Raw genomic sequence first — 25,253 nt, 5'->3', positions numbered from 1 at the left:
TCTATTTTTTAATTAGAAAGGCAGGTCGTCGTGCTCTTCTTCTTTATAGTCATTTGCCGGCTCAAAAGCCTCTCTGGCTGGCATTGGCGGTGCTTGTTGAGCAGAAGGTGCTTCAGGCTGCAATTTTTCAATTCTCCAGCCCTGAATGCTGTTGAAATATTTGGTTTCACCTTGTGGATTTACCCACTCTCTTCCTCTTAGGTTGATTGAAACCTTTACAGGCTCTCCAGGTGTATAATTATTCAACAAATCGCATTTATCCTGTGTAAACTCAATCATGATATGTTGCGGATACTGTTCGTCTGTTGTAACGACCAATTCTCTCTTTTTAAATGACGCACTAATTTGCTGTTCGGCATTTATTACCTTAACTCTTCCTGTAACTTCCATAATCTTCTATTGTTTTTGTTATTTATATGGCTTGTAAATTCAGCCGTCTCATTATATTTTTTCAGACAACAGCACTTTCCATGCCGCCATCACTTCATTATTGTCAAGATATTCTTTTGCCTTTAAATGCACTTTCTCCTGATCGTCAGAACTTAACACTCCTTTTACGGCAAAATTCTGGTCTACAAATATAGCAACTTCTTCGCTTGTAGGCAATGCTTCAACATTCCCCAGTTTGCCTAAATCATTACCATCAAAAACCGGGCTTTCTTTTATAAAATCCGGAATCTGGTCTACTCCAATACCCAAGGTTGTCAATGGTTTTTCAACTTCAAACAATCCCATATTCGAACGTGAATACCAATTTCCTCCCAAACGCGAAACCAAATCAATTTTATGCTGGTCCACACTCCCGTTTTCATCTAAAATCTTCTCATCAATATGCATCTTAACGATTTCACAGATAATCAGATTTCCGGCTCCGCCTTCTGTTCCAAGGCTGATGATTTCCTGTATCTTGCATTCAAATTGCACAGGAGATTCCTTTACGCGATAAGGCTTTACCAAATCCGAAGGAATAGCCGTAAATCCGGCTTTTAAGAACTCATTTACTCCATCTCCATATTCTGTACTTGCCAAAGATGCTTGTTGTACCATATCATAAGTAACAACATTGATGACTACTTCACGGGTAGCTTCGGCATTAATAAGCGTATGTTTTATAGTATTGTCCCGGACTCTTCTTGAGGGCGAAAAAATCAAAATTGGCGGATTCGCACTGAAAAGATTAAAAAAACTAAACGGTGACAAATTCGGTTTTCCGTTATGGTCTATCGTGCTGGCAAAGGCTATTGGCCTTGGCCCTACTGACCCCTGAAGATATCCCTGCAATTTTGCAGTCGGGATTTCCTTCGGTATTATACTAATCATAAAATTCTGCGTTTAAACAAAAGTAATAAATTGCATCAAGAAGAATAAGCGAAGTGTTTATGATTTATAAACAGTTTCAAAATTTGACTTTATATCTTTTGCTTATATTTATACCTCAAAATAAAATTTATGCAGTTTTCTGAAAAACGAAATGTCACTCGCTGGATTATTATCATAATCTCTTTTATTATCATTTCCCTGATTCTTTGGAACACTTACACTTTCTTCCAGATTTTTAAAAACGAGGAACATGTCAAAATGCAAATTTGGGCTACTTCCTTAAAAACCATCAATAACGCTGATTTGGAAAATGATGATATTGAACTTCCAAGACAGATTGTTGATAAAAACACAACTATCCCGATTGTATGGACAGACCAGAATGGAAATATCAGAGGGATGAGAAATATTGATGACGAAATTGCCAACGATTCTATTAAGGCCAAGGCTTTCTTTGAAAATTTCAAAAATGAAAACGAGCCAATAGCTCTTGAATTACCCGGAGAAACCCAATATGTCTATTATGGAAATTCATCACTTTTAAACAACCTGAAATATTATCCTATAGCCCTGTTTCTGATTCTGGTTTTATTCGGGCTTTTAATTTTTAATTTCTATCGCGCCAGCAGAATGGCTACCCAAAACAAGCTGTGGGCGGGTATGGCAAAAGAAACTGCCCATCAAATTGGAACGCCACTTTCCTCATTGCTTGGCTGGATTGAAATCATGAAAGCAGACAATGTTGACGAAACTACCGTTACAGAAGTGGAAAAAGACATCGTAAGGTTGCAGACCATAGCAGACCGTTTTTCAAAAATCGGGTCAGAACCGGTTTTGGAGGAAAAAGATATTATTGCCGAAACAGAACAGTCGTATGACTACTTGAAATCAAGATTTTCTAACCAGATTAATTTTTCGTTTAAGGCGCCAAACCATCCTATCATGACTTCAATCAACCCGATATTGCATAGCTGGACGATTGAAAATCTGGTCAAGAATGCCATTGATGCCATGAAAGGTCGCGGCGATTTATCGATTGTTATTGAAGAAGACAGCCGTTTTGTAAAGATAAAAGTGAGTGATTCCGGAAAAGGAATTCCTAAAAAAGAATTCAAACAAATTTTCGAACCCGGATTTACGACCAAAAAACGCGGTTGGGGATTGGGACTTTCCTTGACAAAGAGAATTGTTGAAGAATACCACGATGGAAGAATCAAAGTGTTTTCATCAGAATTAGGAAAGGGAACCTGTATGCTGGTTAGCTTAAGAAAGCTATAAAAAAAGCCGCAAATTCAATTTGAATTTGCGGCTTTTATACTTTTAAAAAGAATTTACAAGTTGGCCTGGATTTCCTTAGCCAATGCTTCAAATTCTTCTTTAGTCAGTTTTACTTTGTTTTGGAAACGCATTTCATCCATTTCGTTAAGCGGAATCAAATGCACGTGCGTATGTGGCACTTCAAGTCCTATTACGGCCATACCTATTCTTTTGCATACCACAGTTTTTTCCAATGCTTTTGCTACTTTTCTGGAAAATTTCATCAATCCCAAATAATGGTCTTCATCCATATCAAAGATTTTGTCGATTTCCTTTTTCGGAATGCACAAAGTATGACCTTTGGCATTTGGATTCACATCCAAAAACGCAAGATAGTCTGCATCTTCGGTAATTTTATAGGCAGGAATTTCTCCGTTGACTATTTTAGTGAAAATCGAGCTCATTCTTTTTAGATTTAGGATTAAACTTTAAATGATTAGTCTCTGGTGATTTCTAAAATCTCAAATTTCAGGATACCGTTTGGTACCGTAATTTCTGCAATTTCGCCTACCGATTTACCAAGCAGTCCTTTTCCGATTGGTGATGTCACGGAAATTTTCCCCGATTTCAGGTCGGCTTCGCTTTCTGCAACAAGCGTATATTTCATTTCCATACCATTGGACTGGTTCTTGATTTTCACATTTGACAATACCAAAACTTTAGACACGTCAAGCTGCGACTCGTCAATCAAACGTGCGTTAGCATAGACTTCTTCCAGTTTTGAAATTCTCATTTCGAGCAAACCCTGAGCTTCTTTAGCCGCATCATATTCTGCATTTTCAGACAAGTCTCCCTTATCTCTAGCTTCAGCAATAGCCTGTGACGCTTTTGGGCGTTCAATACTTTTTAGCTGTTCCAGTTCCTCTTTCAATTTTTTTAAGCCTTCCGCTGTATAATAAGATACGTTACTCATAATTTCGTCGTTTATATAAAATAGAAAAAATCCCATCACGACGGGATTTCTTTTCACAAAGATAGTATTTTTAATTCAATTTAATATTTAATACTGCTAGTATATAAAACCAAAGTTAATTAAATTAAATTTGTTTCAACAAATTTATAGAACAGAAATTTTTGCTATGAAAAAGATTATTGTCCTTTTGCTTATCGGCATTGCGATTTCAGCATGCTCCGACAGCAAAATCAACAACCGGAATCCTTATATCCCCAACTATTCTTTTAGTGTCGATATCAATTTAAATCTTCCGCTTTACAGCGACCTGCAATATACAGGAAACGGCAAGCTGATTACGCTTAATGGCGCCGGTGCCAACGGTATTATTGTTTTTAATGCCGGAGCCGGAAATTTCAAAGCTTATGATGCCAGCTGCCCCAATCAATACGCCAGTAGCTGTTCGAGACTTGTAGTTGAAGGAATCAATGCTGTTTGCCCATGTGATGATGTGATGTACAGTCTGTTCACCGGACTCCCGAATGCCGATGTTGAATATCCGCTAAAGCCTTACCGAATCCAGGTTACCGGAAACGTTATCCGGGTGTATAATTAAAATGCCCCGAATCTGTTTAAAAACTGCAATTACAGCTCCACTGGATGTCGTTTTTGACCTATCCCGGAGTATAGACCTGCATACCATTTCGACAGAACAAACTCAGGAGAAAGCCGTGTCTGGCAAAACTTCAGGGTTAATTGGATTAAACGATACTGTGACATGGCGTGCAAAACATTTAGGATTCACGCAATATCTGACTTCCAAAATAACCGACTATAATCGTCCTTCTTTTTTTGCCGATGAGATTATTAAGGGTGCTTTCAAAAAATTCCGGCACGAACATCATTTTGAAACTGATGGCAATCAAACCCTGATGACCGATATTTTTGAATATGAATCGCCTTGGGGTATTTTGGGAAAATTAGCCGATTTTATTTTTTTGGAAAACTATTTGCGTTCTTTTTTAGCTCAAAGAAATAAGGTTATAAAAGAATTTGCCGAATCGGGCGAATGGAAAAATATCCTGAAATAAAAAAACCTGACAGGTCATATATCCTGCCAGGCTTCGGGAAATAATTAAAAAACTAATTTTTAAAACTTCAATGTCATTCCTGCCAGGAAATTAATCCCTGCCTGTGGAAAATATCCGGCTCCTTCGATTGTTTTTATAGTACCCGGATTGGAATAATCGTCATCATAAGTATAGAAATAACCATTTGATTCATATTCATAATCAAAAATATTATTCACCAGCCCTGAAAAGATAATCGATTTAAAAACCGTATTGGTTTTAATTTCATAAGAAATATTCAAATCATTCACAGCATAGCTTTTCAATTTTGAGGCTTTTGAATCAATATTACCCATATATTGGTCTCCTACAAATTTTGTCAAAAGAGAAACCTGCATGTTTTCTACAGGCAAAAACGTAATGGCATTACCAAAGATCACATTTGGTGAAAAGGCGATATCTGTATTCCCCAATTTTTCCAGGACTCCGTCACGCTGAAAAACAAAATCTTCATTTTTGTTAGTACTTATGGTAAGATTTGGACGGAAAATCCATTTCTCTGCTACAAAAAGAGTAGCATCGATTTCCAATCCAAGCCTGTAACTTTCTCCGCTATTTTGGCGTATTGGCGCTCCAACATCGTTTAAAGCACCCGTCAGGACAAGCTGGTCCTTATATCTCATGTAATATCCGTTGACATTGATTTTTGTCTTAGGCGAGCTGTATCTCCAGCCCAATTCAAAATCATTCAGCTTTTCAGGTTTTGGATTTCCGGATTCGTAGTCGCTTCGGTTTGGTTCGCGGTTCGCACGGGCATAGGAGAAATAAATATTGTTTTCGTCATTGACAAGATAAGTAATACCTGCTTTAGGGTTAAAGAAATTAAAGTTGTCATCCACAAGGCCGGTGTCTGCCCCATTGGCTTTATATCCTACATTCCTGTATTGCAGGTCTCCAAAAAGACTCCAGTTTTCATTCAGCCTGTAATTGATTTTTGCAAAAACATTAAAATCAGTTTTGGTCGAAAAATCGTCATAGTATTTAAAATCATATTCCGGAAGGATAACACTTCGCGTCCACAAAACATTCCCAAAATGGCTTCCTTCATACTTATTCCAGCCACCACCTAAGATAAAATCTATTTTTTCCTTTTTATAGTTTGCAGAAAATGTAGTTCCGTAAAAATCATTATCCAGCCATTTTCTTCGAATCAGGTCGCTTTTCTTTATTTCTACACCATCAATTATCTGTGGTTCAATCCCATATTCTGATAAATCCTGCTTCTTTTTGTAGTTTTCATAATACCCTTTTCCTTTTGTATAGTGAAAGGCAAGGTTTGTGCTCCAATTGTCTGAAAAACGCTCGTTCCAGTGCAACTGATAATGGTCCTGGTCGTAGTTATCCGTCTCATTATCGTAGAAACGCGTCACACCGTTATCATCAACATATTCTCCTGCCGTATTGTAAGTCCTGTCATTTTTAAGCTTTTCCGGGTCTTCGAGTCCGTTCCAGGCCTGATATGTTTTTTCTTTTCCTCCAAACACCAACGCTTTTATTAATGTCGAGTTGCCTACATATGTTCCCTGAAAGAAATAGGATTTCAAATCTGATGATGCCCTGTCAATATAGCCATCAGATTTAATATTAGAAACGCGTCCGGCCAGCTCAAAATGGTCTTTAATCAATCCACTACTGAATTTCAGTGTATGCTTTCTGGAATTAAAACTTCCGAAAGAGTTGGAAATTTCGCCATTGGCTTCGGTTGCATACGAATCTGTAAGCAGGTTCAAACTGGCACCAAAAGCTCCGGCTCCATTGGTAGAGGTTCCTACCCCACGCTGCAATTGGATGTTTTGAACGGATGATGTGAAATCGGGCATATTGACCCAGAAAGTACCTTGCGATTCAGAATCATTGTAAGGAATACCGTTGAGTGTTACGTTAACTCTTCTGGAATCAGAACCTCTGACACTGATTGCTGAATATCCAATTCCGTTACCGGCATCGGAAGTCACTACCACAGATGGCAGATAATTCAACAAGGCCGGAATATCCTGCCCTAAATTTCTGGATTCCAATTCTTTTTTGCTAATGTTACTGAAAGTAACGGGAGTCTGCGCCGTAACACGTACGGCAGAAACCAGAACCTCATCCAGATTCCTGGTTTTTGTAGTGTCGGAAACCGTTTTTTCCTGTGCGAAAAGAGAGGCTGAAGCAAAAATTGCAATTCCGGCCATTGTTTTGGCATCAAGAAATGATTCCGACAAGCTTAGGTTCTTTTTCTTCTTTGACCCAAGCTCATTTTTTTTGAATAAAGTTTTCATTCGTAAATTTTCTTACGAATAAAAGGGGTAATTATTCTTTTGTTTAAATTAATTGATTGTACTTAACGACAAGTTTTAAGCGTGCACTCTAAAAAGTTGTCATTCTCCCTTGGCAGCATTACCCGCCCAGGTTCGTTGGGTATAATCTCAGCTCGTTATTTAGAGCACCCCTTTGAGACAGGGCAAAGATAGAAAAGTATTAAGATAAAGCAGGCTTGAATCGGGATTTTTTAATCAAAAATCAGGTTTTCTTCTGGACTCCTTTTTTTCAGACAGTTTTCTTTTGTTTTGGATTCGCTTTTTAATAACAGCTTTGGGCACTTTTGTGGCCTTTCGTTCTTTTGGGACAATAAGATTCTGCTGTAGTAAATGGAGCAGTCTTTTTATGGCAATCTCCTTATTTTTTAACTGGCTTCTGTCTTCGTCGCTATTCAGGATAAGTATTTTATCATTGGTAAGCCGTGGTGCCAGTTTTTCTTCAAGAATCGCAATTTCATCTACCGAAAGTGCTTTTGAGTTTCCCAAATCAAAAGACAGGACAATTTTGGAGGAAACCTTATTGACATTCTGTCCTCCTGCCCCGCTGCTCCTGACAGCCTTAAACTTTAGCTCTGATATTATTTTTTCCGTATCCAAAATTATTGCGGCTGATGTGCCGGTTTTAGTAAATCGTTTACTGTTTTTACAGGATTAAAAGTAATGAGGGGCACTTCTACAAAAATGGTAATCCATTTTGCCATAGCTCCGTTCCAAAGCCCCGGCAATTCATAGGCCTTGATTGGTTTTCCGTTTTTATTTTTTTCTACAATAAATCCGCTTTGATTATCAACAAACTCCTTCAAATCAAATTTTTCACCTCTGTAATCCTTTGTACCACAAATGAGGTCGACAGGATTAAAATGTGTTGCGCTTGACAATATTTTAGCCTGCGCAGGATTTTGAGTATCAACCTGTGAGGATTCTACTATCTGCAAGGAAACATTTCCTTTTGTATCTCTCACCCAAAACGGACCGCCACCGGGCTCTCCTTCATTTTTGACCATTCCGCAAACCCGAATTGGCCTGTTCAGGATTTCCTGAAGATGACTCACTTTATTTTCACGTGTATATTTCTGGAAATCGGTATTGATAACCATCTGAAGTTTTGACTTTACAAATTCTACGATTTCGTCAATTGTTTCTTTTTGGATATTTTCCGTTGACAGCACTTTAAGAAAAGTAAAAATCCTGTCCTGAAATTCCAACAGGATACCCGCCAATGCTTTTTTATACAAACTGATAATGTGGATGTGGTTCTGGATTACATTGTCAATATTTTTTATAAAAATAACATCCGCAAACAGTTGATTAAGATTTTCTATCAGGGCACCATGTCCACCCGGCCTAAAAAACAAACTGCCATCATCCAGACGGAACGGATTGTTTTGAAGGTCGACTGCAAGCGTATCTGTTGTTTTATGCTGATAAGAATAATCCACATGAATCTGCACATTTGTATTGGCTTCTACCTTTGGCTTGACGTCATTTATAATTTTATCAAAGGAGTCCTGATGTTCTTCAGAAATTGTAAAATGCAAACCGGAAATACCTGACGAAAACGCATACGAACCGCTTTCATTCAAATGTTCTTCTATTGGCGTGGCAATATAATCGCCATATTGATGAAAAGGCAATACTGCTTTAGGTTTGGAGGCAAAATCAAAATGATTGGAGGAGAGCAATGATTTTACAAAATAGAAAAAACGCGTGTCTTTGTCCCATTGTTTATACTCGGGATATTTCACCTGCGTATATTCCAAAACCGTTTTATGGAACGGAAATTTTTCTATACCAATCAGGAAAACCGGCATAGCCCCACAACGTTTTCTGTTGATATAAGCATTTATGGTTTCATTGCCTAATTTGTATTCGTTGACAAATTCATTCAGGAATTTAAACATTCTGCTGGCCGCTCCTGAGGCAGGTACAAACTTCTGAATTTTCAGCCTGTCTTTTTTAGATTCAAATAGATTGGCATAATAAACCGCTTCTTCTTCAGAAAGTGGCATAATTCCATCTGTTAATGAAGCCGGCCTTTCTAAAACTGCTTTTGGAATGCCCGTATTAAATACTTTAAGATAATTCGCTACGGTATCAATTTTTATTCCCTGATTGTATATCTGCACAAAATCGTAAGAATCAAATCCCAATGCTTTTGATTTTTCCAAATCTTCCAGAATGGCAATTGCCTTTTGCAATCTTTCTTCTTTATTCCCAGAAAGCAGTATATAGGGTTTATTATTTTCAATCAGGGCTTCTTCAAATTTACTGATAAGCATTTCTCTTTCATCAGGCTTATCCCGCAAATCGTCCTTTTCAAAAGGAACGTCAATGTCTGTTAAGAAAAAAAGGTCGTATTTGTGCTTTCGGGCAGCCTTATCTAAAGCAGAATCACAGAAACTGTAATAGATTTCCGAAAAGACTTTGGTACACATCAAATTCGTATCGGCAAAAAGATATTTACCGGTTTCAGACAGAGCTTTATTTTCGAGTTGCATTTGCCCGATTGCAATAGGAAGCAAATCTTCCGGTTGGCAAATTTCTTTGGAACGATTCCATTTTTCCTGTAAATAGTCACGGGCAAATTCGGGAATCCATACCGACTGAAAATGTTCTGCCAATTGTTTTGCTAATGTAGTTTTTCCGGTAGATTCCGGTCCATACAATGCTATTCTGATTTTATCTGTGGGCTGCTGTTTAAGATTTTCCTCCATTCTATGTAAGCTAAAATAGCCAAAATTGTAAAAAACACATATTGCAATGACAACATCCCCATCTCTCTATAGGCATACAAAGGAACCGCTATGAAATCTGCAATAATCCATAGTGTCCAATTTTCAATCTTTTTCATTGCCATATACCACATTCCCGTAAAAAACAATCCTGAAATAAATATATCTATATAATTCTCAGGTTTGATTTCCTTACCAAACAGGTGATATACCAAATATGTAACAACAATAGTAAGAAAAAATAACAATACCCCAATAATTTTCTGCTTTGTATTTGTTCTTGAAATTTTGACAATATAGCCTTCATCTTTCTTCCTCGTCCAATTAACCCAGCCATATATGCTCATAACCGAAAAATAAATATTAAGCGTCATCTCGGCAAAATAGCCTACTTTATAAAGCAGATAAACGGTGATTACAGTGGCAATAATACCGGTTGGATATACCCATATATTTTCTTTCTTCGCAAAATAAACACTCAGGATTCCGGTAATAAGAACAATGGCTTCTAAAACAATATCAATGACAGGTTTATCTTTATAGGCATTGAGGAAAAAATCAATCATGAAGCATCAGGTTAGAATTTATAAAAAAATTGGAGTCGTTTTCAAAAGCAGTTCCTATCACTACCAAATCTGCTCCGGCGGCGTAGGCATCTTCAATTCCCTGGATGTCTTTTATGCCTCCGCCTACAATTAATGGTATTTCTATGTTTTTTGAAACCAGAGAAATCGTTTCTAAAGGAACTGAAAGTTTTGCACCGCTTCCTGCTTCCAGATAAACCAACTTGTTTCCTAAAAATTCGCCCGCCAATGCTGTAGCTGCTGCAATATCTGAATTGTGCCTAGGCAATGGTATTGTCTTACTCACCGAAGCTACGGCAGTCTGGTTGCCGCCATCAATCAATATATAACCTGTAGAAATAATTTCCAGATTGGTTTTTTTTAAAATTGGTGCTGCCTTGACCTGATGTTCAATTAAAAAATCCGGATTTCTGCCCGACAGCAAAGTAAGGAATAAAATGCCATGGGCTTCAATGGAGATTTGCGACGGGTTGCCCGGAAAAAGTAAAACAGGAAGTGTTGTTTTCTGTTTTAATTCCCGGATGATTCCATCAATAGTATTGGTAAGCACCAGACTTCCACCAATAAAAATATGCGTAGCCGGGGACTGATTTATCTTAGGAATAATACTTTGTAATGAATCCTTAGAAATCTTATCGGGATCGAGAAGAATGGCCAGAAGCTTTTTTTTCTCTTTTTTGGACTGTAGTATTTCGTTATAGATGTTTTGCATTGGGCTTACTGATTTCCTTTTTGAAAGGCATATACGAGCGTATAGTTCTCGATTTCTTCAAAACAGATATCAAATTCTATATTTAGGTTTCCAAAAGTCAGAAGTGCTTTTGCTTTTTTTTCTGTCATTTCAAAAGGTGCTACAAAAATATGGTCTTTGAAGCTGATTCCTTTTTCATTACGAATTTTAAAAATGGCTTCCTTTACGCCCCAGATTACGGTTAATCTGGAAACATAATCGTCTTTTTTTTCTTTATCCAGAAATCTGAATTCGCTTTCGTCAACAAATTTTTCTGCGATAAGCATTACTTTTTCGCGGCGAAGCTCAATATCTATCCCCACATTTTCATCACTTAGGATAATTGCAGAAAAATCAAACGAATGGGTAATAGATATATGGGTTTCATTTTCGAGATGTGGCTTGCCAAATTCATCATAATGAAGCTGCAAATCATTATGTCCTGCCTCCTGGAGCAGTTTCCTGACGCTCAGGAAAGCCCTTTGATGCACTTCTGATTTCATGGATTGCAGTCTGCCAAGCGTTTTTTCTTTCAATAGGACTTGAGAAAAAAGCTCGTCAAAAGGTTCCGTGATTTTCCAAATCAGGACTTTTATGGACGGACTAAAATGTATGACTTTATATAAGGGCATTTCTAATTATAAAATAAATCAACCTTGCGGTTTTATATGAGAACCTCAGAAGTAAAATTCGTGGCAGGCTTTAATAATCAAACAATTACCTCTTATTAAACAAACCTTAAATAATTTTTTCCGATTATTTTAATAAAAAGTAATTCCGTAAATTTGCAAAAAATTTGATAATACAAATATATACAAATAGATGAGTACAACGACATTACCTTTTGTGGCTTACAAAGTGAAAGATATTTCTCTTGCAGCCTGGGGAAGAAAAGAAATTGAATTAGCAGAAGCTGAAATGCCAGGTTTGATGGCGCTTCGCAGAGAATACAAAGACGAACAGCCTTTAAAAGGTGCCAGAATTGCAGGTTGTCTTCACATGACAATCCAGACTGCGGTGTTGATTGAAACATTGGTTGCTCTTGGAGCTGAAGTAACCTGGTCATCATGTAACATCTTCTCTACGCAAGACCAGGCCGCTGCTGCAATTGCTGCTGCAGGAATTCAGGTTTATGCCTGGAAAGGACTAAACGAAGAAGAGTTTGACTGGTGTATTGAGCAAACTTTATTCTTTGGTGAAGACAGAAAACCATTGAACATGATTTTGGATGATGGTGGTGACCTGACTAATATGGTTATTGACCGTTACCCTGAATTGGTTGCCGGAATCAAAGGTCTTTCTGAAGAAACTACAACAGGAGTTCACAGACTTTACGAAAGAATGAAAAACGGTACATTGCCAATGCCTGCAATTAACGTAAACGATTCTGTTACTAAATCTAAATTTGATAACAAATACGGTTGTAAAGAATCTGCTGTTGACGCAATTCGTCGTGCAACTGATTTGATGTTGGCCGGAAAAAGAGTTGTAGTTTGTGGTTATGGTGACGTTGGTAAAGGAACTGCTGCTTCTTTCAGAGGTGCAGGTTCTATTGTAACTGTTACTGAAATCGATCCAATCTGTGCATTGCAAGCAGCTATGGACGGATATGAAGTTAAAAAACTGGATACTGTTATTGCTAATGCTGATATTATCATCACTACAACAGGAAACAAAGATATCGTGGTAGGTAAGCATTTCGAAAAAATGAAAGACAAGACTGTTGTTTGTAACATTGGTCACTTTGATAACGAAATCGATATGGCCTGGTTGAACAAAAACCACGGTGCTTCAAAAATCGAAATCAAGCCTCAGGTAGATAAATATACTATCAACGGAAAAGATATTATCATCCTGGCTGAAGGACGTCTTGTAAACTTAGGATGTGCTACAGGTCACCCAAGTTTTGTAATGAGTAACTCTTTCACAAACCAGACTTTGGCTCAAATTGAGTTATGGAAAAACAGTGCTGCCTACAAAAATGAAGTATACATGCTTCCTAAGCACCTGGATGAAAAAGTAGCTGCCCTTCACCTGGCAAAACTAGGTGTTGAGTTGGAAACTTTAAACGAAGAACAAGCTGCTTACATTGGAGTAGAAGTTCAAGGTCCGTTTAAGCCTGAATATTACAGATATTAATCTATTTTAGATTTCTGATTTGAGATTTAAGATGTATGATTTAAGATTTTGGAATAACGAAATAATCTTTTATATCTTCTATTATCTTTTATCTTACTTAATATTCTGAATTTAGATTTAACATAAAAAAACCTCGCTTTAGGCGAGGTTTTTTAGTTTATCAGAGTTTGGCAAATTTGCCGTCAGGAGTGATTTTATATTTGAGATATTGGGCAAAAGTAACACCTTCTTCATCCGACTTAAAATCTTTGAGATGGATTATCCTGTCAGAATCAATATAAAAATATCTTGCTGACTGCCCTAAATCGCTTCCGTTAAAGTAGGACACAGGTAATTTGTCAATCACTTTTCCGTCTTTAATGCTCAATAATACATTCTGGGTTTGACTTTCGGGATATTCGCAGGTCTTACAGTCTATTTTTCCTTCATAGAGTACGGAAACTATTTTGAAGTTCTTGCCATCAAAAACCTGAGCGCTTTTGATTTCTATTTTTGACTTCCCGTTTTTTATTTCATTTGAGGGAATGAAGTCTTTAGCTATAAAAGTTTTTGCTTCAGGATAATTTATTGCAATTGTGTTTCTGGCGGGATTGTCCTTATCCTGAAATAAAAAAAAGCTCATCTTATTATATAAAGAATCCTGTAAGGCATCACCTCTTGACCAATCGGCAGGGAATTCATGAAGTACATTTTTGTCACCATAAGGCAGATTTACTTTAGCAGATTCGCTTATTTTTTTGACAGTACTAACCTGACTGATACTTTTACTACAGGAAAGAGTGGCTATAAAAACGAGTATGGGAACTATTTTTCTCATTGGTAGATGTTATGAATCGAGTTACTGTCAAAATCTCCGGAATGCAAATGGTCATTGTGGTCTCCCGCATATCTGTGCGCATTTCGTAGCCAGGCCTGCTGTGTTGTTCCGGCAATTACCTGGGCAAAATTCCAGTCTACGAAAGCATTTAATAAATCCTGTTCGTTTTGTCGATTGGCCAGATAGCTAGTGTCTACGCTATCTCCATTGGGGTGTGCCAAACTAGGATAGCTGGTTGCATCGCCAAAACACATCCCTGTTGAATTTACACCTGCTAATCCGTATTGCGATAAAACACCCACAAAAGCTGCGAAACAATCCGGATTACAGAATCGTCTTTGCGTATTGGAGAATCCATAGGCAATAACCCTACCGTTTACAGTAACATTAAGCGTATCCGGCATTCTGACCAAAGGTACATTGGTTCCGGAAGCCGTATAGCGGACAATCCTGAGTGCGCCCGGAAAGGCTCTGGCATTTCTGTCGTTTCTGTGCGTTCCGGTTGTGACGATAGCATTTGCAAAAATATGGTTGGTTTGGGCCGCACCTCCGGCAGGAGCATTTTCTGTACGAAGCGCCCCAGGCGGCACTGCTCCAAGCTGCTGTCCGTTATTCCTGCCCATGACCGATGTTTTGTCACAGGTAGCAATAAATACTTCATTGCCATAAATATCGTAATGGTAATAGGTAACCTGCGTCGAACTTGGATTTTCAAGCTTGCTGATTTTCCTCCTGACTGTACCGTTCATAGGAAGGAAATTATAGGTGCCATCTGTGTAGGTATTTCTGTTGTTGGTTCTTCCTGATAAAACTCTGGCGTAGATTTCATAAAAATTCCTGTTGCCAACCCGAAATCTTCCCTGAGCATCACTATTGAGGAAAATACCCGCTTCTTTAACTTCTTCTGTACTGTCAGGACCGTAAGCACAAGGCTCATTATCTGTTCTTTCCACAACTACTTCCAGATTAGCCGTGTGTGTAGCAGCAGCCGCTATATTGGCTGCCCAGGTATTGAAATCGGTTCGTAAGGATGGTCTGAGCTGTAATTTTATAATAGCTTTGTTTTCATGGTCTGCCAAATTAGTATAATGGTCATGTGAACCGGATGGATTTTCGGTTGTTCCCTTATTGTTCAGGGCATCAAAATTGCCAACAACAGCAGTCATTTTTCTTCTTACCTCAAAATTCTGGGTTGCCGGATTGAACCACATCAGATTCAGTGTTTCTGTATTTCCTGTCAATGTATTGTCTGCCGGACGAATCACAGCATCTATAGACAAGGTTGCCATATTTTCGGTTTCGATAACCAGATAAACAGTCTTACCCAAAACAGAATCATAAGGCAGGTTTTGTCCTCCTTCCTGCTGTGCATGAAGGGAATCTATCCTTGTAAATGCCACATTTGCTCCTTCTCTCGTAACAGTCTTTTTTGCAAAATAAACACGGGTTATCTTTTGCAGGCTATCGTCTGGCGTAACTGGCGAATACGGCGGATTCAGCGTTACTGTTTGTCCTGTATCATCAATTGTTATCGGCATCGTTTAATTCATTTAATTGATAGCTTATTGTTTTTCTATAATTGTTACCGAGTGAAAATTCAATCTCGATACTCGCTTTTTTAACCGTTCCGGTATTCATATTAAAAATAAAACTGCCTTCATATTTGTCAAGGCTGGGTATGTCTTTTTCAGAATCAAATGAAATTTCTTTCTTTTTTATTGACTTAAAAATCATGTCGTTGTAGAATGGCGCAATCATTTTTCCCTTTACTCCAACTTCGAGTTCCCGTTCTTTTAATTTTATTTTTTTTACCCGGGCTTCTTCCCCAATATTAACGACCGCATTTTCAACAAAATTCAAATACCTTACACTTCTTTTTTTCACCGATAAAGGCGTATATCTGTCATAAAACGGATTCAGAAGCAGACCATGCTGTCTATAATTTTTTATATCTAAAAGAATCCTTCTATCGTTGCTGTAAAACTCCCTTAGATATTGAAACATTTCTTCTACTTTAGGCCCAACATTACTTTTGGCTAATCTTTCTATTTTTTCTTCCAGCCTTTTTTGAATCTGATGCTGGTTTACTAATTTATTGATATTTAAATGCTCGTCTGTTTCTAGAATTATATCATCATTTACCTCAGCAATCCGTCCTAAAAAATCTTTCTCAGTCAGTGAAACGGTTCTGTTTTTATACTCGATATCAAAGACTTCCAACTGGATCAGATAGGTTTCAAAATCTTTTTTTAATATTGTTGAGTGTATTGTTTTATTAACTTCACTTTTTAAAACATTGCCGTTTTCTGTGGTTATTTCCATCATTGAAAATTTATAAAACTGCAAATGCTCTTCAAGATACAAGCTGATATCTAATTCTTTTATGCCTTCAACTGTATCGGTAATATTTCGCATAGTACGACTTTTGCTTTTGAATTATGAAATTTAAAAACGATTACTCCCAATTCATTTTAACACCTTTTTTTCTGTTGGCTATGCATTCTTCAATTGTATATTTTACCGGACAATCAAAACAATCTTTAGTTGCAAAAACATAGCTGTCATTTAGTGTAATTGTATCTTTAATTTTAATCTTCTTTTCGCTTTGGCATATTGAGTTGGCCTGAAATGATGCATAGTCATTTTCTCCAATTTTTATATCCTTTGAACCATAACTGTAATTCAGCATTCTAACAATATAATCTTTGTTCACCTCTAGTTCATAAGCTTTGGAAGAGGATGTACTTGAATATTTAATAACCGTATTATTACCATTTTTGATGACTTTGTCAATGGCAAAATCCTGTTCTAACACGGATTGATTATTGATCACCTTATTTGAAACCGGAACTTTAATTTTTATGTTCCCAATTTTGTTTATTATATAACATGCTTTGCAATTATAGGTTGTTGGTTGGGAAATTTTACCAATGACCTTGTTATTTTCATATACCAAAGTTGAATCTGCAACAAGAGTGTTTTTCTCAGTTACACTGTGATTTTGGGCCTTACATGAAAGCAGAATCATACAAGTAATTAATAAGCTGGTCGTTATCTTCTTACGCATTCGGTGTCATATTTAAAAAATTCCTTAGTCCATTTTGTATAATTTTTCCTTTCAGCCAAATTGGTTTCTCCTCCATTTATCGCTACAGTAACCAATCTTATATTTTCATCTTCGAGTCCTTTATCCATTTCGGCCAGGGTAGTTGGTTTATAAACCGTAGAAAACCATCCAGCAGAATTAAAGGCGTGGAATAATTCCTGAGATATTTTTTTTGCAAACGTTTTTAAACCATCATAAAAAGCGGTGTCTAATCCTGCAGTAGTGGCGGCCGGTCTCTTTGCAACACAATCGCCAACACTTTCATAACCGCTCCTTGTGGCTATATAGGTATCATAAAAGGTGGTTGTATTGATATAATCATAGTAAGCCAGGTAATTGTAATCATGCGTTATTTGCTTCATACCTCTACCCTGGAAATCCACTCCTCCTTTATAATTGTCCGGCACAGAAGTTCTGCTTTCATAAGTGTATGTAAAACTTATCGTTTCTAAATACATCTGCCCTATAAAATGAATCTTTCTTTTGCATGTATTGATGTTGAATTTTTTAAACATGGCGTTCATCTCATTGACGAATAGTTGAATTTTATCTCTATTCTCTGAAATCTTACCGGTAGAAATTGAAATTTCTGTTATTTTTTCACTTCCGTTATTAAAGAAATGGTCTCGTTTGCTTACATAATTTTGTTTGTCTCTAAGATGATAAATCAGATTTATCATTTCATCCACGGTAATATCCCTATTACAATAACATGGCGTTCCTAAAACTTCAAATCGTTCCTGTTCTTTATTTAAGAACTCATGTGTTTCATCAGGAAACTTTATTTCGTCTGAGGTTTCTGTCACTTCCCCCTTTAAATATACAAAAGCATTTTTACCGGTTCTCTTATCAAATTTTTCTACCAGCTTTTTTAAATCGGCATCTGTTTTGGGTCGTAACGTAATTTCCTGCTCGTATTCACTCTTATCTTTTGTAATTGAAAATTCAACCTTGTCTTTTTCCTGATCTCCAATCAAAAATTTAACCGGGGCATCATAAACAGCTTCCGGATTGGCCAATTTATTTTCATTGATTTGAACTGTCAGTTTTGCCTTATCGCCATGACAATTTGCTACGATGTAAACCTTTTTCCCAATCGTTGCTTTTGGGATTTTTACCATTTCAAATCCATCTTCCTCTTGTTCTTCCCAGGTTACTTTTATCTGATCATTTGGTTTTAAAGCCGCTGTATGATCAGGATCTGTCGCCAGATTCCGGATGGTCTTTTTTTCGGCTTTAAAGGTATCTGTATATTTTTTTTTGACATCGGCAATTTTTCCACCTTTATTTACCGTATAGGTTTCTTCTTTGGGTGTCCATTTAAATTTCTTCTTTTTTTCGGCAAAATAAATGGCAATAACATCCACTAAATGATCAACAACATGTGGCGTATCATATACTTTTTGATTCGGATTTGCTGAATACGATTCGTTATTTTGTTCTTCACTTTGTGCCATTGCAATTTGGTTTTTTAGTTGAAGTCACTTCCTTTTTTATAGTGGGATTTAATTTTCTTTATGAGTTCCGTCCTTATTTTAGGATTCAAATCACTCATGGATTTATTTAAATCTGCATTCAGAACACAATCGTCTTCTTCTGTACATTTAAAAGGAATGTGATACAAATACTTTTTGTCGTTATATAAAATAATATAAGAGAGCTTTTTCTCTGAATCAGAATTACTGCAATAGGAGAACGGAATAAAAACTACCCTGGCTTTTTTTAAGTTATAAAACCAAATGTTTTTCTCACTAAAAGCAATCATTTCCATTTGATAATCCGGATCATCGAATTGCACATTTAAGGAATGCTTTTTGTTTTTGAGGCTTACATCAATCATTGTTTTATGACCATCAAAAGGAGGCTCATCAGGATTACATAAAGCATTTACGTTTACTGTCAACCTGTTCATTCCGTTGCAATCTTTCCATTCTTTAGAAATTGAAATCGAATCAACTTTTACGACTTGTGATACAACTTCATTTGGAAGAAAAGCAACCAGTAATAAAAGCCTAAGTAACACTTTCGCCTTTAAGTTCTCTATAATAGATTGGTAATTCATAATCTTCTTCGTTAATTGTATACTCTATTGGATAAATACTTGAATTTCTTACACTGTAAGCACTAACTTTAACTGCATCTCCCTGATTTCCTCCTAATCCAAAAAAATGGGTTCCTTCCTTATTTTTAGCTACGGCAAAAGTGACATGCTTTTTATTGTTTACGACACATATCGAGCCCAAAGCTAATTTGCCGCCATTGGTAGTTTTAGCCCAAACCGGATCATCAAAATGGTCTGGCAATGTGACCGTTTTTCCGTCTTTTACCACTTTCTTATTTCGGTATCTCGTATTGGTGTGTCCATAACTGAAAGCTCCGGGATCACATTGGGCAGAAAAACTGTTTTGGGTCAAGCACCAGCCCACAAATGAAGCGCACCACGCATTGGTAATCGTTGCACAGCCGGAAGGTTTGTGTTCCCTGTTTACCTGATGGTAATCATTAATGATAGTGTTGCAATGAGTGGCTTCTGTTACTCCTTTTTCCATTTCTTTTCTGGCTGTTGTAAGCCAGGCCTGTTCTTTGTTTTTTATTTTGAAATACTTACCCTCTTCTTTTAAGAAGGCATTTTTGGTGCCTGAACCACTGTCAACTCCCATGTATTCCACATTAGGTTCTGAGCAATTTATTTCTACATAAACCAACGCTTCTTTACTGGCATCGGCTGCAATGAGTTTTGCCAAATCAAATGACAAATCATCCGGTTTTTGGTTGAGCATTAATTTTAAAATGCCTTTATCTTTAAAAGTATCTTTATTTGATAATGTAGCATCAGACGCTAATTTTCCTATTTCCACTTCAAATTCGTCTTTTGCTTTTACATTTTTATAGTTTTCAGGTTTTGTGATGGCATCAATATCTTTTAAATCAATAAAGCTTATTGCGGTATCCACATCTGAAAGCACTTTTCTGACACCGCTTTTTATTTTTACTTTCAATTTTTTTCCGGCTAATCCAACGGTTTCAATAACTAAGGCAACACCATAACTTAATCCGCGTTCATCTACTTTGGTTAAATTGAAGTTGGTAACATTCTTTTCCGTTTTTAGTTCAAATTTTGCGAAATAGGCATTTATGATTAGTGGAGATGGCTTAATCGCAATACTTTCAACATTGGGTATCGGGCTTGCTACTGCCGTATTAAATTCAGGATTGCAGGTTATCGTTGATTCTTTGACCAGCACTTTCTGATTCTGTACCTCAGTAGTTCCCAGATTTTCCCATGGACTTAATTTTATCACGCTCATACAGGGTGGCGGCTGCATGTTTCTTGCAGGCCATTTGGGATGTCCACAGGTTCCTTTAAATTGTAGATTGATCATATTATTGCCATCGCCTTGTGTAGCCCATAATTGATCCTGAAGTTTTAATTCGTTCGAAGTTACTTTTAATTCGCCCAACTGTTGTGCATATTCACATTTTAGCTTGGCGCCATGCATGACTACTTCTCGCTTTTCTGAAGGAGAATCTCCGGAATCCTTTTCTTTTCGTTCCGCTCTTTTCTTTTCGAGTTGAGCCTTGTGTTGTTCTGTAGCCATAACTTATACTATAAATAAGATTATCCTTTACTAACTTTCACATCTTTACCGCCCTGGATTACCGTTAGCGTAGTTCCTCTCAATTTTAAATCACCTTTAGAAGTCTGGATATCCGAATTTCCTGTAATCTGCCTGTAACTTTCTCCAACATTGTCGGTTTTATTATTTTTAACCGTAACATTTTTATTTTCAGAAGATTGAACGTAGTTTTTCCCAATAGTTTCTGTTTTATTGCTACCAACTGAGATATTTTCGTTGGCACCTATTGTAGTGGCCATGTTTTCTCCAACATTGATATCCAGATTTTTGCCCACCGTTATTTTCATGTTATTAGGCGCATTGACATCAATATTGCCTTGACCGTCCATAAGCCAGGTATTTCCGCTTGGGTCTTCAATAAATACACTTCCGGCCGCATCGTCCATGATAATTTTTGTTCCTGAACGGGTCTGGATTACTTTTTTGTCGTTTCCTGACGTGCTGTATCCGCTGGAAGCGCTTCCGTTATACATTGCTCCCAATACAAAAGGTTTTTCTGCATTGCCACCTTCAAAAGCCACCAATACTTCTTCGCCAACTTCAGGCACAAAATAAAATCCTTTGCCTCCACCGGAATGTGAGTTTACCATTCGTATCCAGGGCGTACTTTTACCGGAATCTTTCTGCCAGGCGAAGGCTACTTTAACGCGTCCGAGTCCGGCAGGATCAGCATTAGAAATCACGGTTGCCGGTTGTGATTCAGCTGTTGGAAAACTATGCACATTTCCATAAGGCGGAGCAACAACACTTTCCGGAACAGCATCAAAAGTATTATGATAGGTGCCCGACTCATCACAAACATGCATGATATCGGTAATGATATAATTTCCAAAATTCTGCTCCTGCAGACCATCCAGAATATTTCCAGTCAGGGAAAAAGCAGGTTCCTTAATCGATACTACATCACCAATACGCAAACCGGTCTCATCGGATTCACCTTTGGCCGTAACCATATCTGCGGTTCGCGATTGCAACTGCGTGGTAACACGGTCGATCAGGTGCGTTCTGGAATTCCCTTCTTCTAGAGAATGGGAATACAGCATAGTAGAAGTGTTTGTAAAAAGTTTTTTGGAGGACTCAAAAATCGCTTTTGAATAGCCGTCCTGAGGTTGGTAGTCTACTTCGGCCGAGCTGGCTTTCTGAGTATCTCCATTGGATGGGTCATAACCAAGGTATTCAAATCCGAGTGATTTTGCCCTCATCTCAATATTGAAAGAATGCAGACTTCTTCCGTAGTCCAATGTGAAGTTTTTAGATTTCGGTTTGCCAAACTGTAGCTCTTCACCATTAAAAAAGAACCATTGTCCTTTTTTTTGCGCTATCCTGCAAAGGAATGAGAAATCACTTTCCGCATATTGAACGGTATAAGGCAGTGCTGTGTCTTTTGAAATTTCTACAGTCGGTTTCAGACTGTCGCCTGAATAATCTTTCAATATTTCCTTAACTATTCCTGATAAGGTTTCGTCATTGAAGGAACGGGTGTTTGGCGGACCTTCCAGTAAAATTGTAGGGCTATAACCATTGATAATGATACCACCTGAAGCTCCGGACGTTCTGATCATTTGGGCTTCTGTGATGATTCCGTTAAAAATCAACGGAGAGTTTGTCATCATGTTAGAGGGCTTGATATTGATAGTGACTGACTGCCCCACATATTTTTGAGCCTTGTCTATAGCCTGACTTACAAATTCTTTTGGAAGTGGCTGTAAAATAGAAAAATGATGGTGCGAATGCACCTTCTGGTTGATGACAAGTTTAGAAAAGCGGGTCAGGTTTTCTCCCCCAATCTGAATCTGAATCTGAGTGCTGATCGACATAGCATTAGATTTTAATGGTTAATAGATTTCGAGGGGGGAAGTTTGTCGAATTATGTGTAATTTACTATTTTTCCTGTTTCAAAAGCGTTTCTTTAACATTAAATTATGTTAAAATAATTTTTAACATACTGATTTTAAAACCCTAACATTTTCAAATGATTTAATTGGATAATTATAAAAATTACTGCCTGAGTAATGAATTTATCTTTTCATTTAAGTCACCCTTCAATTCTTCATATGACATGAATACATCATTATCTAAAGGAAGTGTGCCTCTTGGAACCCCATAATCTATCTTAAATTCGATTCCTTTTTCAAGAATTTTAAAGGATTCCAATTGTTCTTTTGTAAAAATAGCCGAAGAATTGGCCAATAATCCATCTACTATTTCCTGTTGCTCCAACTCTTTGCTTTCTTTATTGTATTCTTCAAGCTTTTCTTTCAGTTCCTTATTTATTCTGTGAATAAGATTAGGAATCTTGTCTTTGCTAAACACTTCATCAACTGTCAATACTTTCTTATTGACAATATCGAAATTATAATATTTTTCTTCTATAGTTAAATTCCCCGCCAGTATCTCGTAATGCATTGTCAGGGATAAAACTTTACCGTTGTTGCTACCTATTTCAAAACTTACCGTATTTAATCCGCTGTAATTATCTCCTTTTTTGCATGCTTCTGTTCTTGATTTTACTATATTCTGAAGTAACTGCTCAGGAGTTTTTATTTTCCCCATGGAAATGCCTGAAGCTTCAACATATCCGGCAATAATTTCCTGATTGAAAAAATTATTTTCATTTTTAGCACGGATATCTGGAAAATGGTATGTCAATTTTTCTGATTTGCATACAATTGTTTTTTTGAGATCTGCAACAGCAACTCCTGATTTTGCACTTGAATTTTTCGGAGATTGGGCGTTACACTGTATAAAAAAAAGACTTAAGATAAAGAAGCAGATATTTTTCATTGATTATTTTTTTTGTACAGGTTTATCCAATTCATCTAATAAGGGCTGAGCGTTAGTATCTTTAGTATTTACAATTACTGTCTTGCCATTTTTTTTAATACCGTCTGCCTTTTTGTTATCTTTTACTAAAAATTTCAACAGTTTTATGACTGTCGCTTTTTCTGTTTCTGTTCCGTTTTCATGCATTTGTTTATAATGATTAAAAACGTTTAAGCCGCTTTCCTGTCTTGCATTTTTAGTATAGTTATCTCTGTTTTCCAAACCATTATAACCTCCGTTTATGGCTTTTGTAGCTCCAATCACATTATCTGAGTCTGCATTTGCGTAAACTTTTCCATTCCCTTCTATCCAATACCAAAGTGCCGATTGGACTCCATACAACAGATTCGCAGCCAGCTTATCGAATGTCCCTGTCAATTTTGCTGCATCTTCTGTTACCGTAAAATCAATTTTTCCTGTAGTATCATCGGGGAACGGATATTTATTCCTGAAATTTGTAAAGCTTTTATAATTTGCTTTAAAAGTAATTTGTTTTAAGCCCCTTCCTCTGAATTTCCAGCCATCCCTGCTTAATTCGTCTTCATTTTCATATCTGCTTGCGTAAGCCCTGGATAATGTTTCCATTCCGAAAGCGCTATGGATTTTTAAAAATATTTTATAGTCGACCGTTTTATCTGCCTTCACAACTTCTTTAAGCAGTTTAGGCAATTTTTTCTTTTTATCTGCCGGATCGGGAACTCCTGCAAATCTCGCATAGATCTCCTTTTCATCGACAACAACTTTCTGATCTTTTAGAATAGTTTTTAACTGCTCATTTGTTTTTGCAATTTCTTTACCATCCTTATCCACAATTTTAAAAAGTTCGGTCAATTTTGACGATAGCGAGCTCAAAACGGTATCATCAATCAGGACTCCAGACCTAAATCTTACCTTGTCACTATTAAATATACTTAGCGCATCAGGCGAATAACTTGATCCTTCTGTGGTATTTTTAAATTTTGATTCTGCCCCTACCTGTGCTATAAAATGTGCTTTTCGCAGGCAGGTATCCAATTTATAGTCTTTTCTATATTTATTGAGCAATGTCAAAATTTCTTTTACATTTTCTTCTTCTGCAAGTTTGCCATCTGTTTCTCCTGTGATTACATATTTGATTTGTTCCAATGTGATTTCGTCGTCACAATAGGTGCATTTATACTCTTCGTCTGTTTTTTTAGGCAAAGGTGCTCCTGCCGGAAGTTGAGTTGGCTCACTTCTCTGTCCGCTATCTGTAATTTCAATAGTACTTCCGCCATAATTACACGGAATCGTACTTTTTTTCAACAACGGGAATTGATCCTGAACTTTAAGCGTTCCTACATCTTTCCATTCTCCCAACTGCATTACTGAGGCACACGGAACTGCACTATTTGGGCTTTTGGTACAGGTCCCCATAAAAATCAGGCTTCGCATGTCTTTTTCAACAACCGTAGCAGTCAATTTATCCTGGGTTGTAGGCGTGTCAAAATTGACCTTCAGGATTCCCTGCGGATTTGTACAAAGCGTACATTGTATTTTTGCCATATCAATGACAAGCTTCAGATCTTCAGAGACTTTATCCTCTTTTTCACGCTCTTCCCGCTTTTCGGCTATTTCTTTTTTATTATTTTCTTTGACATCTTCCATGGCAACATATTTTGTGCTTTTCTAACCTAAAAAAAGCGTGGCATATTTTACAGATTGCATTTCGTCTTCAATTTCAATTAAGGCTTCCTGCAATTG

24 protein-coding genes and 1 riboswitch are annotated in these 25,253 nt (G+C 37.1%); of the genes, 4 read left to right on the top strand and 20 right to left on the bottom strand.

Going from position 1 to position 25,253, the window contains the following annotated elements; all coding sequences use genetic code 11:
• Window positions 1-12: 12 nt before the first annotated feature.
• Window positions 13-390: a DUF3127 domain-containing protein gene (locus ASG38_RS05650; RefSeq protein ID WP_056068001.1), complete on the bottom strand. Its 378-nt coding sequence runs from the start codon at window positions 388-390 to the stop codon at window positions 13-15.
• 51 nt (window positions 391-441) lie between these two features.
• The gene (locus ASG38_RS05645) at window positions 442-1,320 is read right to left on the bottom strand and encodes a flavin reductase family protein (protein ID WP_056067999.1); all 879 of its coding nucleotides are present in this window, start codon (window positions 1,318-1,320) and stop codon (window positions 442-444) included.
• Window positions 1,321-1,449: 129 nt separating this feature from the next.
• Between ASG38_RS05645 and ASG38_RS05640 the strand changes: the two genes are divergently transcribed.
• Window positions 1,450-2,598 carry a PAS domain-containing sensor histidine kinase gene (locus tag ASG38_RS05640; RefSeq protein ID WP_056067997.1) on the top strand — a complete coding sequence of 383 codons (1,149 nt, stop codon included), beginning with the start codon at window positions 1,450-1,452 and terminating at the stop codon, window positions 2,596-2,598.
• Window positions 2,599-2,651: 53 nt separating this feature from the next.
• Here the strand turns inward: ASG38_RS05640 and ASG38_RS05635 are convergent, their stop codons facing one another.
• Both ASG38_RS05635 and greA read right to left on the bottom strand, forming a co-directional pair.
• Window positions 2,652-3,041 carry an HIT family protein gene (locus ASG38_RS05635; RefSeq protein ID WP_056067995.1) on the bottom strand — a complete coding sequence of 130 codons (390 nt, stop codon included), beginning with the start codon at window positions 3,039-3,041 and terminating at the stop codon, window positions 2,652-2,654.
• Window positions 3,042-3,073: 32 nt separating this feature from the next.
• Window positions 3,074-3,550, bottom strand: a complete 477-nt coding sequence (gene greA / locus ASG38_RS05630) for a transcription elongation factor GreA (RefSeq protein ID WP_056068452.1) — start codon at window positions 3,548-3,550, stop codon at window positions 3,074-3,076.
• A gap of 166 nt (window positions 3,551-3,716) precedes the next feature.
• Between greA and ASG38_RS05625 the strand changes: the two genes are divergently transcribed.
• Together ASG38_RS05625 and ASG38_RS05620 are read left to right on the top strand one after the other, a co-directional pair.
• A complete protein-coding gene (locus ASG38_RS05625) occupies window positions 3,717-4,145 on the top strand; it encodes a hypothetical protein (RefSeq protein WP_056067993.1) in 429 nt (142 codons plus the stop codon).
• A 1-nt stretch (window position 4,146) separates the two neighbouring features.
• Complete coding sequence (locus tag ASG38_RS05620; RefSeq protein ID WP_056067991.1) at window positions 4,147-4,620, top strand: SRPBCC family protein; 474 nt, start codon at window positions 4,147-4,149, stop codon at window positions 4,618-4,620.
• Between the two features lie 59 nt (window positions 4,621-4,679).
• On the opposite strand, the gene ASG38_RS05615 is transcribed toward ASG38_RS05620, so the two are convergent.
• From ASG38_RS05615 to ASG38_RS05590, 6 genes are all read right to left on the bottom strand, one after another.
• Window positions 4,680-6,923 carry a TonB-dependent receptor gene (locus ASG38_RS05615; protein ID WP_056067989.1) on the bottom strand — a complete coding sequence of 748 codons (2,244 nt, stop codon included), beginning with the start codon at window positions 6,921-6,923 and terminating at the stop codon, window positions 4,680-4,682.
• Window positions 6,924-7,011: 88 nt separating this feature from the next.
• Window positions 7,012-7,105, bottom strand: a riboswitch (TPP riboswitch).
• Window positions 7,106-7,157: 52 nt separating this feature from the next.
• Window positions 7,158-7,559 (bottom strand): alternative ribosome rescue aminoacyl-tRNA hydrolase ArfB, encoded by a 402-nt coding sequence (arfB, locus tag ASG38_RS05610; protein WP_056067988.1) that lies wholly within the window; start codon window positions 7,557-7,559, stop codon window positions 7,158-7,160.
• 2 nt (window positions 7,560-7,561) lie between these two features.
• Window positions 7,562-9,676, bottom strand: coding sequence for a DUF4301 family protein (locus tag ASG38_RS05605; RefSeq protein ID WP_056067985.1), 2,115 nt, complete (start codon window positions 9,674-9,676; stop codon window positions 7,562-7,564).
• Window positions 9,631-10,260: a nicotinamide riboside transporter PnuC gene (pnuC, locus tag ASG38_RS05600; RefSeq protein WP_056067983.1), complete on the bottom strand. Its 630-nt coding sequence runs from the start codon at window positions 10,258-10,260 to the stop codon at window positions 9,631-9,633. The genes ASG38_RS05605 and pnuC overlap by 46 nt, the downstream gene beginning before the upstream one ends.
• Complete coding sequence (locus tag ASG38_RS05595; RefSeq protein ID WP_056067981.1) at window positions 10,253-10,990, bottom strand: geranylgeranylglyceryl/heptaprenylglyceryl phosphate synthase; 738 nt, start codon at window positions 10,988-10,990, stop codon at window positions 10,253-10,255. Before ASG38_RS05595 ends, pnuC begins: the two co-directional genes overlap by 8 nt.
• Before the next feature lie 5 nt (window positions 10,991-10,995).
• Window positions 10,996-11,640 carry a 4'-phosphopantetheinyl transferase superfamily protein gene (locus ASG38_RS05590; protein WP_056067979.1) on the bottom strand — a complete coding sequence of 215 codons (645 nt, stop codon included), beginning with the start codon at window positions 11,638-11,640 and terminating at the stop codon, window positions 10,996-10,998.
• Between the two features lie 190 nt (window positions 11,641-11,830).
• Here ASG38_RS05590 and ahcY point away from each other — a divergent pair, with 190 nt between their 5' ends.
• Window positions 11,831-13,147, top strand: coding sequence for an adenosylhomocysteinase (gene ahcY, locus ASG38_RS05585; protein ID WP_056067976.1), 1,317 nt, complete (start codon window positions 11,831-11,833; stop codon window positions 13,145-13,147).
• A 160-nt stretch (window positions 13,148-13,307) separates the two neighbouring features.
• Here the strand turns inward: ahcY and ASG38_RS05580 are convergent, their stop codons facing one another.
• The 10 genes from ASG38_RS05580 to ASG38_RS05535 all read right to left on the bottom strand — a co-directional run bounded on the left by ASG38_RS05580 (window position 13,308) and on the right by ASG38_RS05535 (window position 25,157).
• Window positions 13,308-13,964, bottom strand: a complete 657-nt coding sequence (locus tag ASG38_RS05580; protein WP_056067975.1) for a hypothetical protein — start codon at window positions 13,962-13,964, stop codon at window positions 13,308-13,310.
• A complete protein-coding gene (locus ASG38_RS05575) occupies window positions 13,961-15,502 on the bottom strand; it encodes a hypothetical protein (protein ID WP_056067973.1) in 1,542 nt (513 codons plus the stop codon). The genes ASG38_RS05580 and ASG38_RS05575 overlap by 4 nt, the downstream gene beginning before the upstream one ends.
• Entirely contained in the window at window positions 15,486-16,379 is an 894-nt protein-coding gene (locus ASG38_RS05570; RefSeq protein WP_056067971.1) for a hypothetical protein, read from the bottom strand. Before ASG38_RS05570 ends, ASG38_RS05575 begins: the two co-directional genes overlap by 17 nt.
• Before the next feature lie 40 nt (window positions 16,380-16,419).
• Window positions 16,420-17,031 carry a hypothetical protein gene (locus tag ASG38_RS05565; RefSeq protein ID WP_157486056.1) on the bottom strand — a complete coding sequence of 204 codons (612 nt, stop codon included), beginning with the start codon at window positions 17,029-17,031 and terminating at the stop codon, window positions 16,420-16,422.
• Window positions 17,016-18,527 carry a hypothetical protein gene (locus ASG38_RS05560; RefSeq protein ID WP_056067966.1) on the bottom strand — a complete coding sequence of 504 codons (1,512 nt, stop codon included), beginning with the start codon at window positions 18,525-18,527 and terminating at the stop codon, window positions 17,016-17,018. Before ASG38_RS05560 ends, ASG38_RS05565 begins: the two co-directional genes overlap by 16 nt.
• A 14-nt stretch (window positions 18,528-18,541) precedes the next feature.
• A complete protein-coding gene (locus ASG38_RS05555) occupies window positions 18,542-19,132 on the bottom strand; it encodes a hypothetical protein (RefSeq protein ID WP_056067965.1) in 591 nt (196 codons plus the stop codon).
• Window positions 19,083-20,669 carry a PAAR-like protein gene (locus ASG38_RS05550; RefSeq protein WP_056067962.1) on the bottom strand — a complete coding sequence of 529 codons (1,587 nt, stop codon included), beginning with the start codon at window positions 20,667-20,669 and terminating at the stop codon, window positions 19,083-19,085. Before ASG38_RS05550 ends, ASG38_RS05555 begins: the two co-directional genes overlap by 50 nt.
• Before the next feature lie 20 nt (window positions 20,670-20,689).
• Entirely contained in the window at window positions 20,690-22,525 is a 1,836-nt protein-coding gene (locus ASG38_RS05545; RefSeq protein WP_056067960.1) for a type VI secretion system Vgr family protein, read from the bottom strand.
• Between the two features lie 181 nt (window positions 22,526-22,706).
• Entirely contained in the window at window positions 22,707-23,492 is a 786-nt protein-coding gene (locus ASG38_RS05540; RefSeq protein ID WP_056067958.1) for a hypothetical protein, read from the bottom strand.
• 3 nt (window positions 23,493-23,495) lie between these two features.
• Entirely contained in the window at window positions 23,496-25,157 is a 1,662-nt protein-coding gene (locus ASG38_RS05535) for a PAAR-like protein (RefSeq protein WP_056067956.1), read from the bottom strand.
• Between the last annotated feature and the right edge of the window lie 96 nt (window positions 25,158-25,253).

The organism is Flavobacterium sp. Leaf359 (genome assembly GCF_001423985.1).
GTDB lineage: Bacteria > Bacteroidota > Bacteroidia > Flavobacteriales > Flavobacteriaceae > Flavobacterium > Flavobacterium lindanitolerans.
This window is presented reverse-complemented; position numbering and strand designations above follow the sequence as displayed.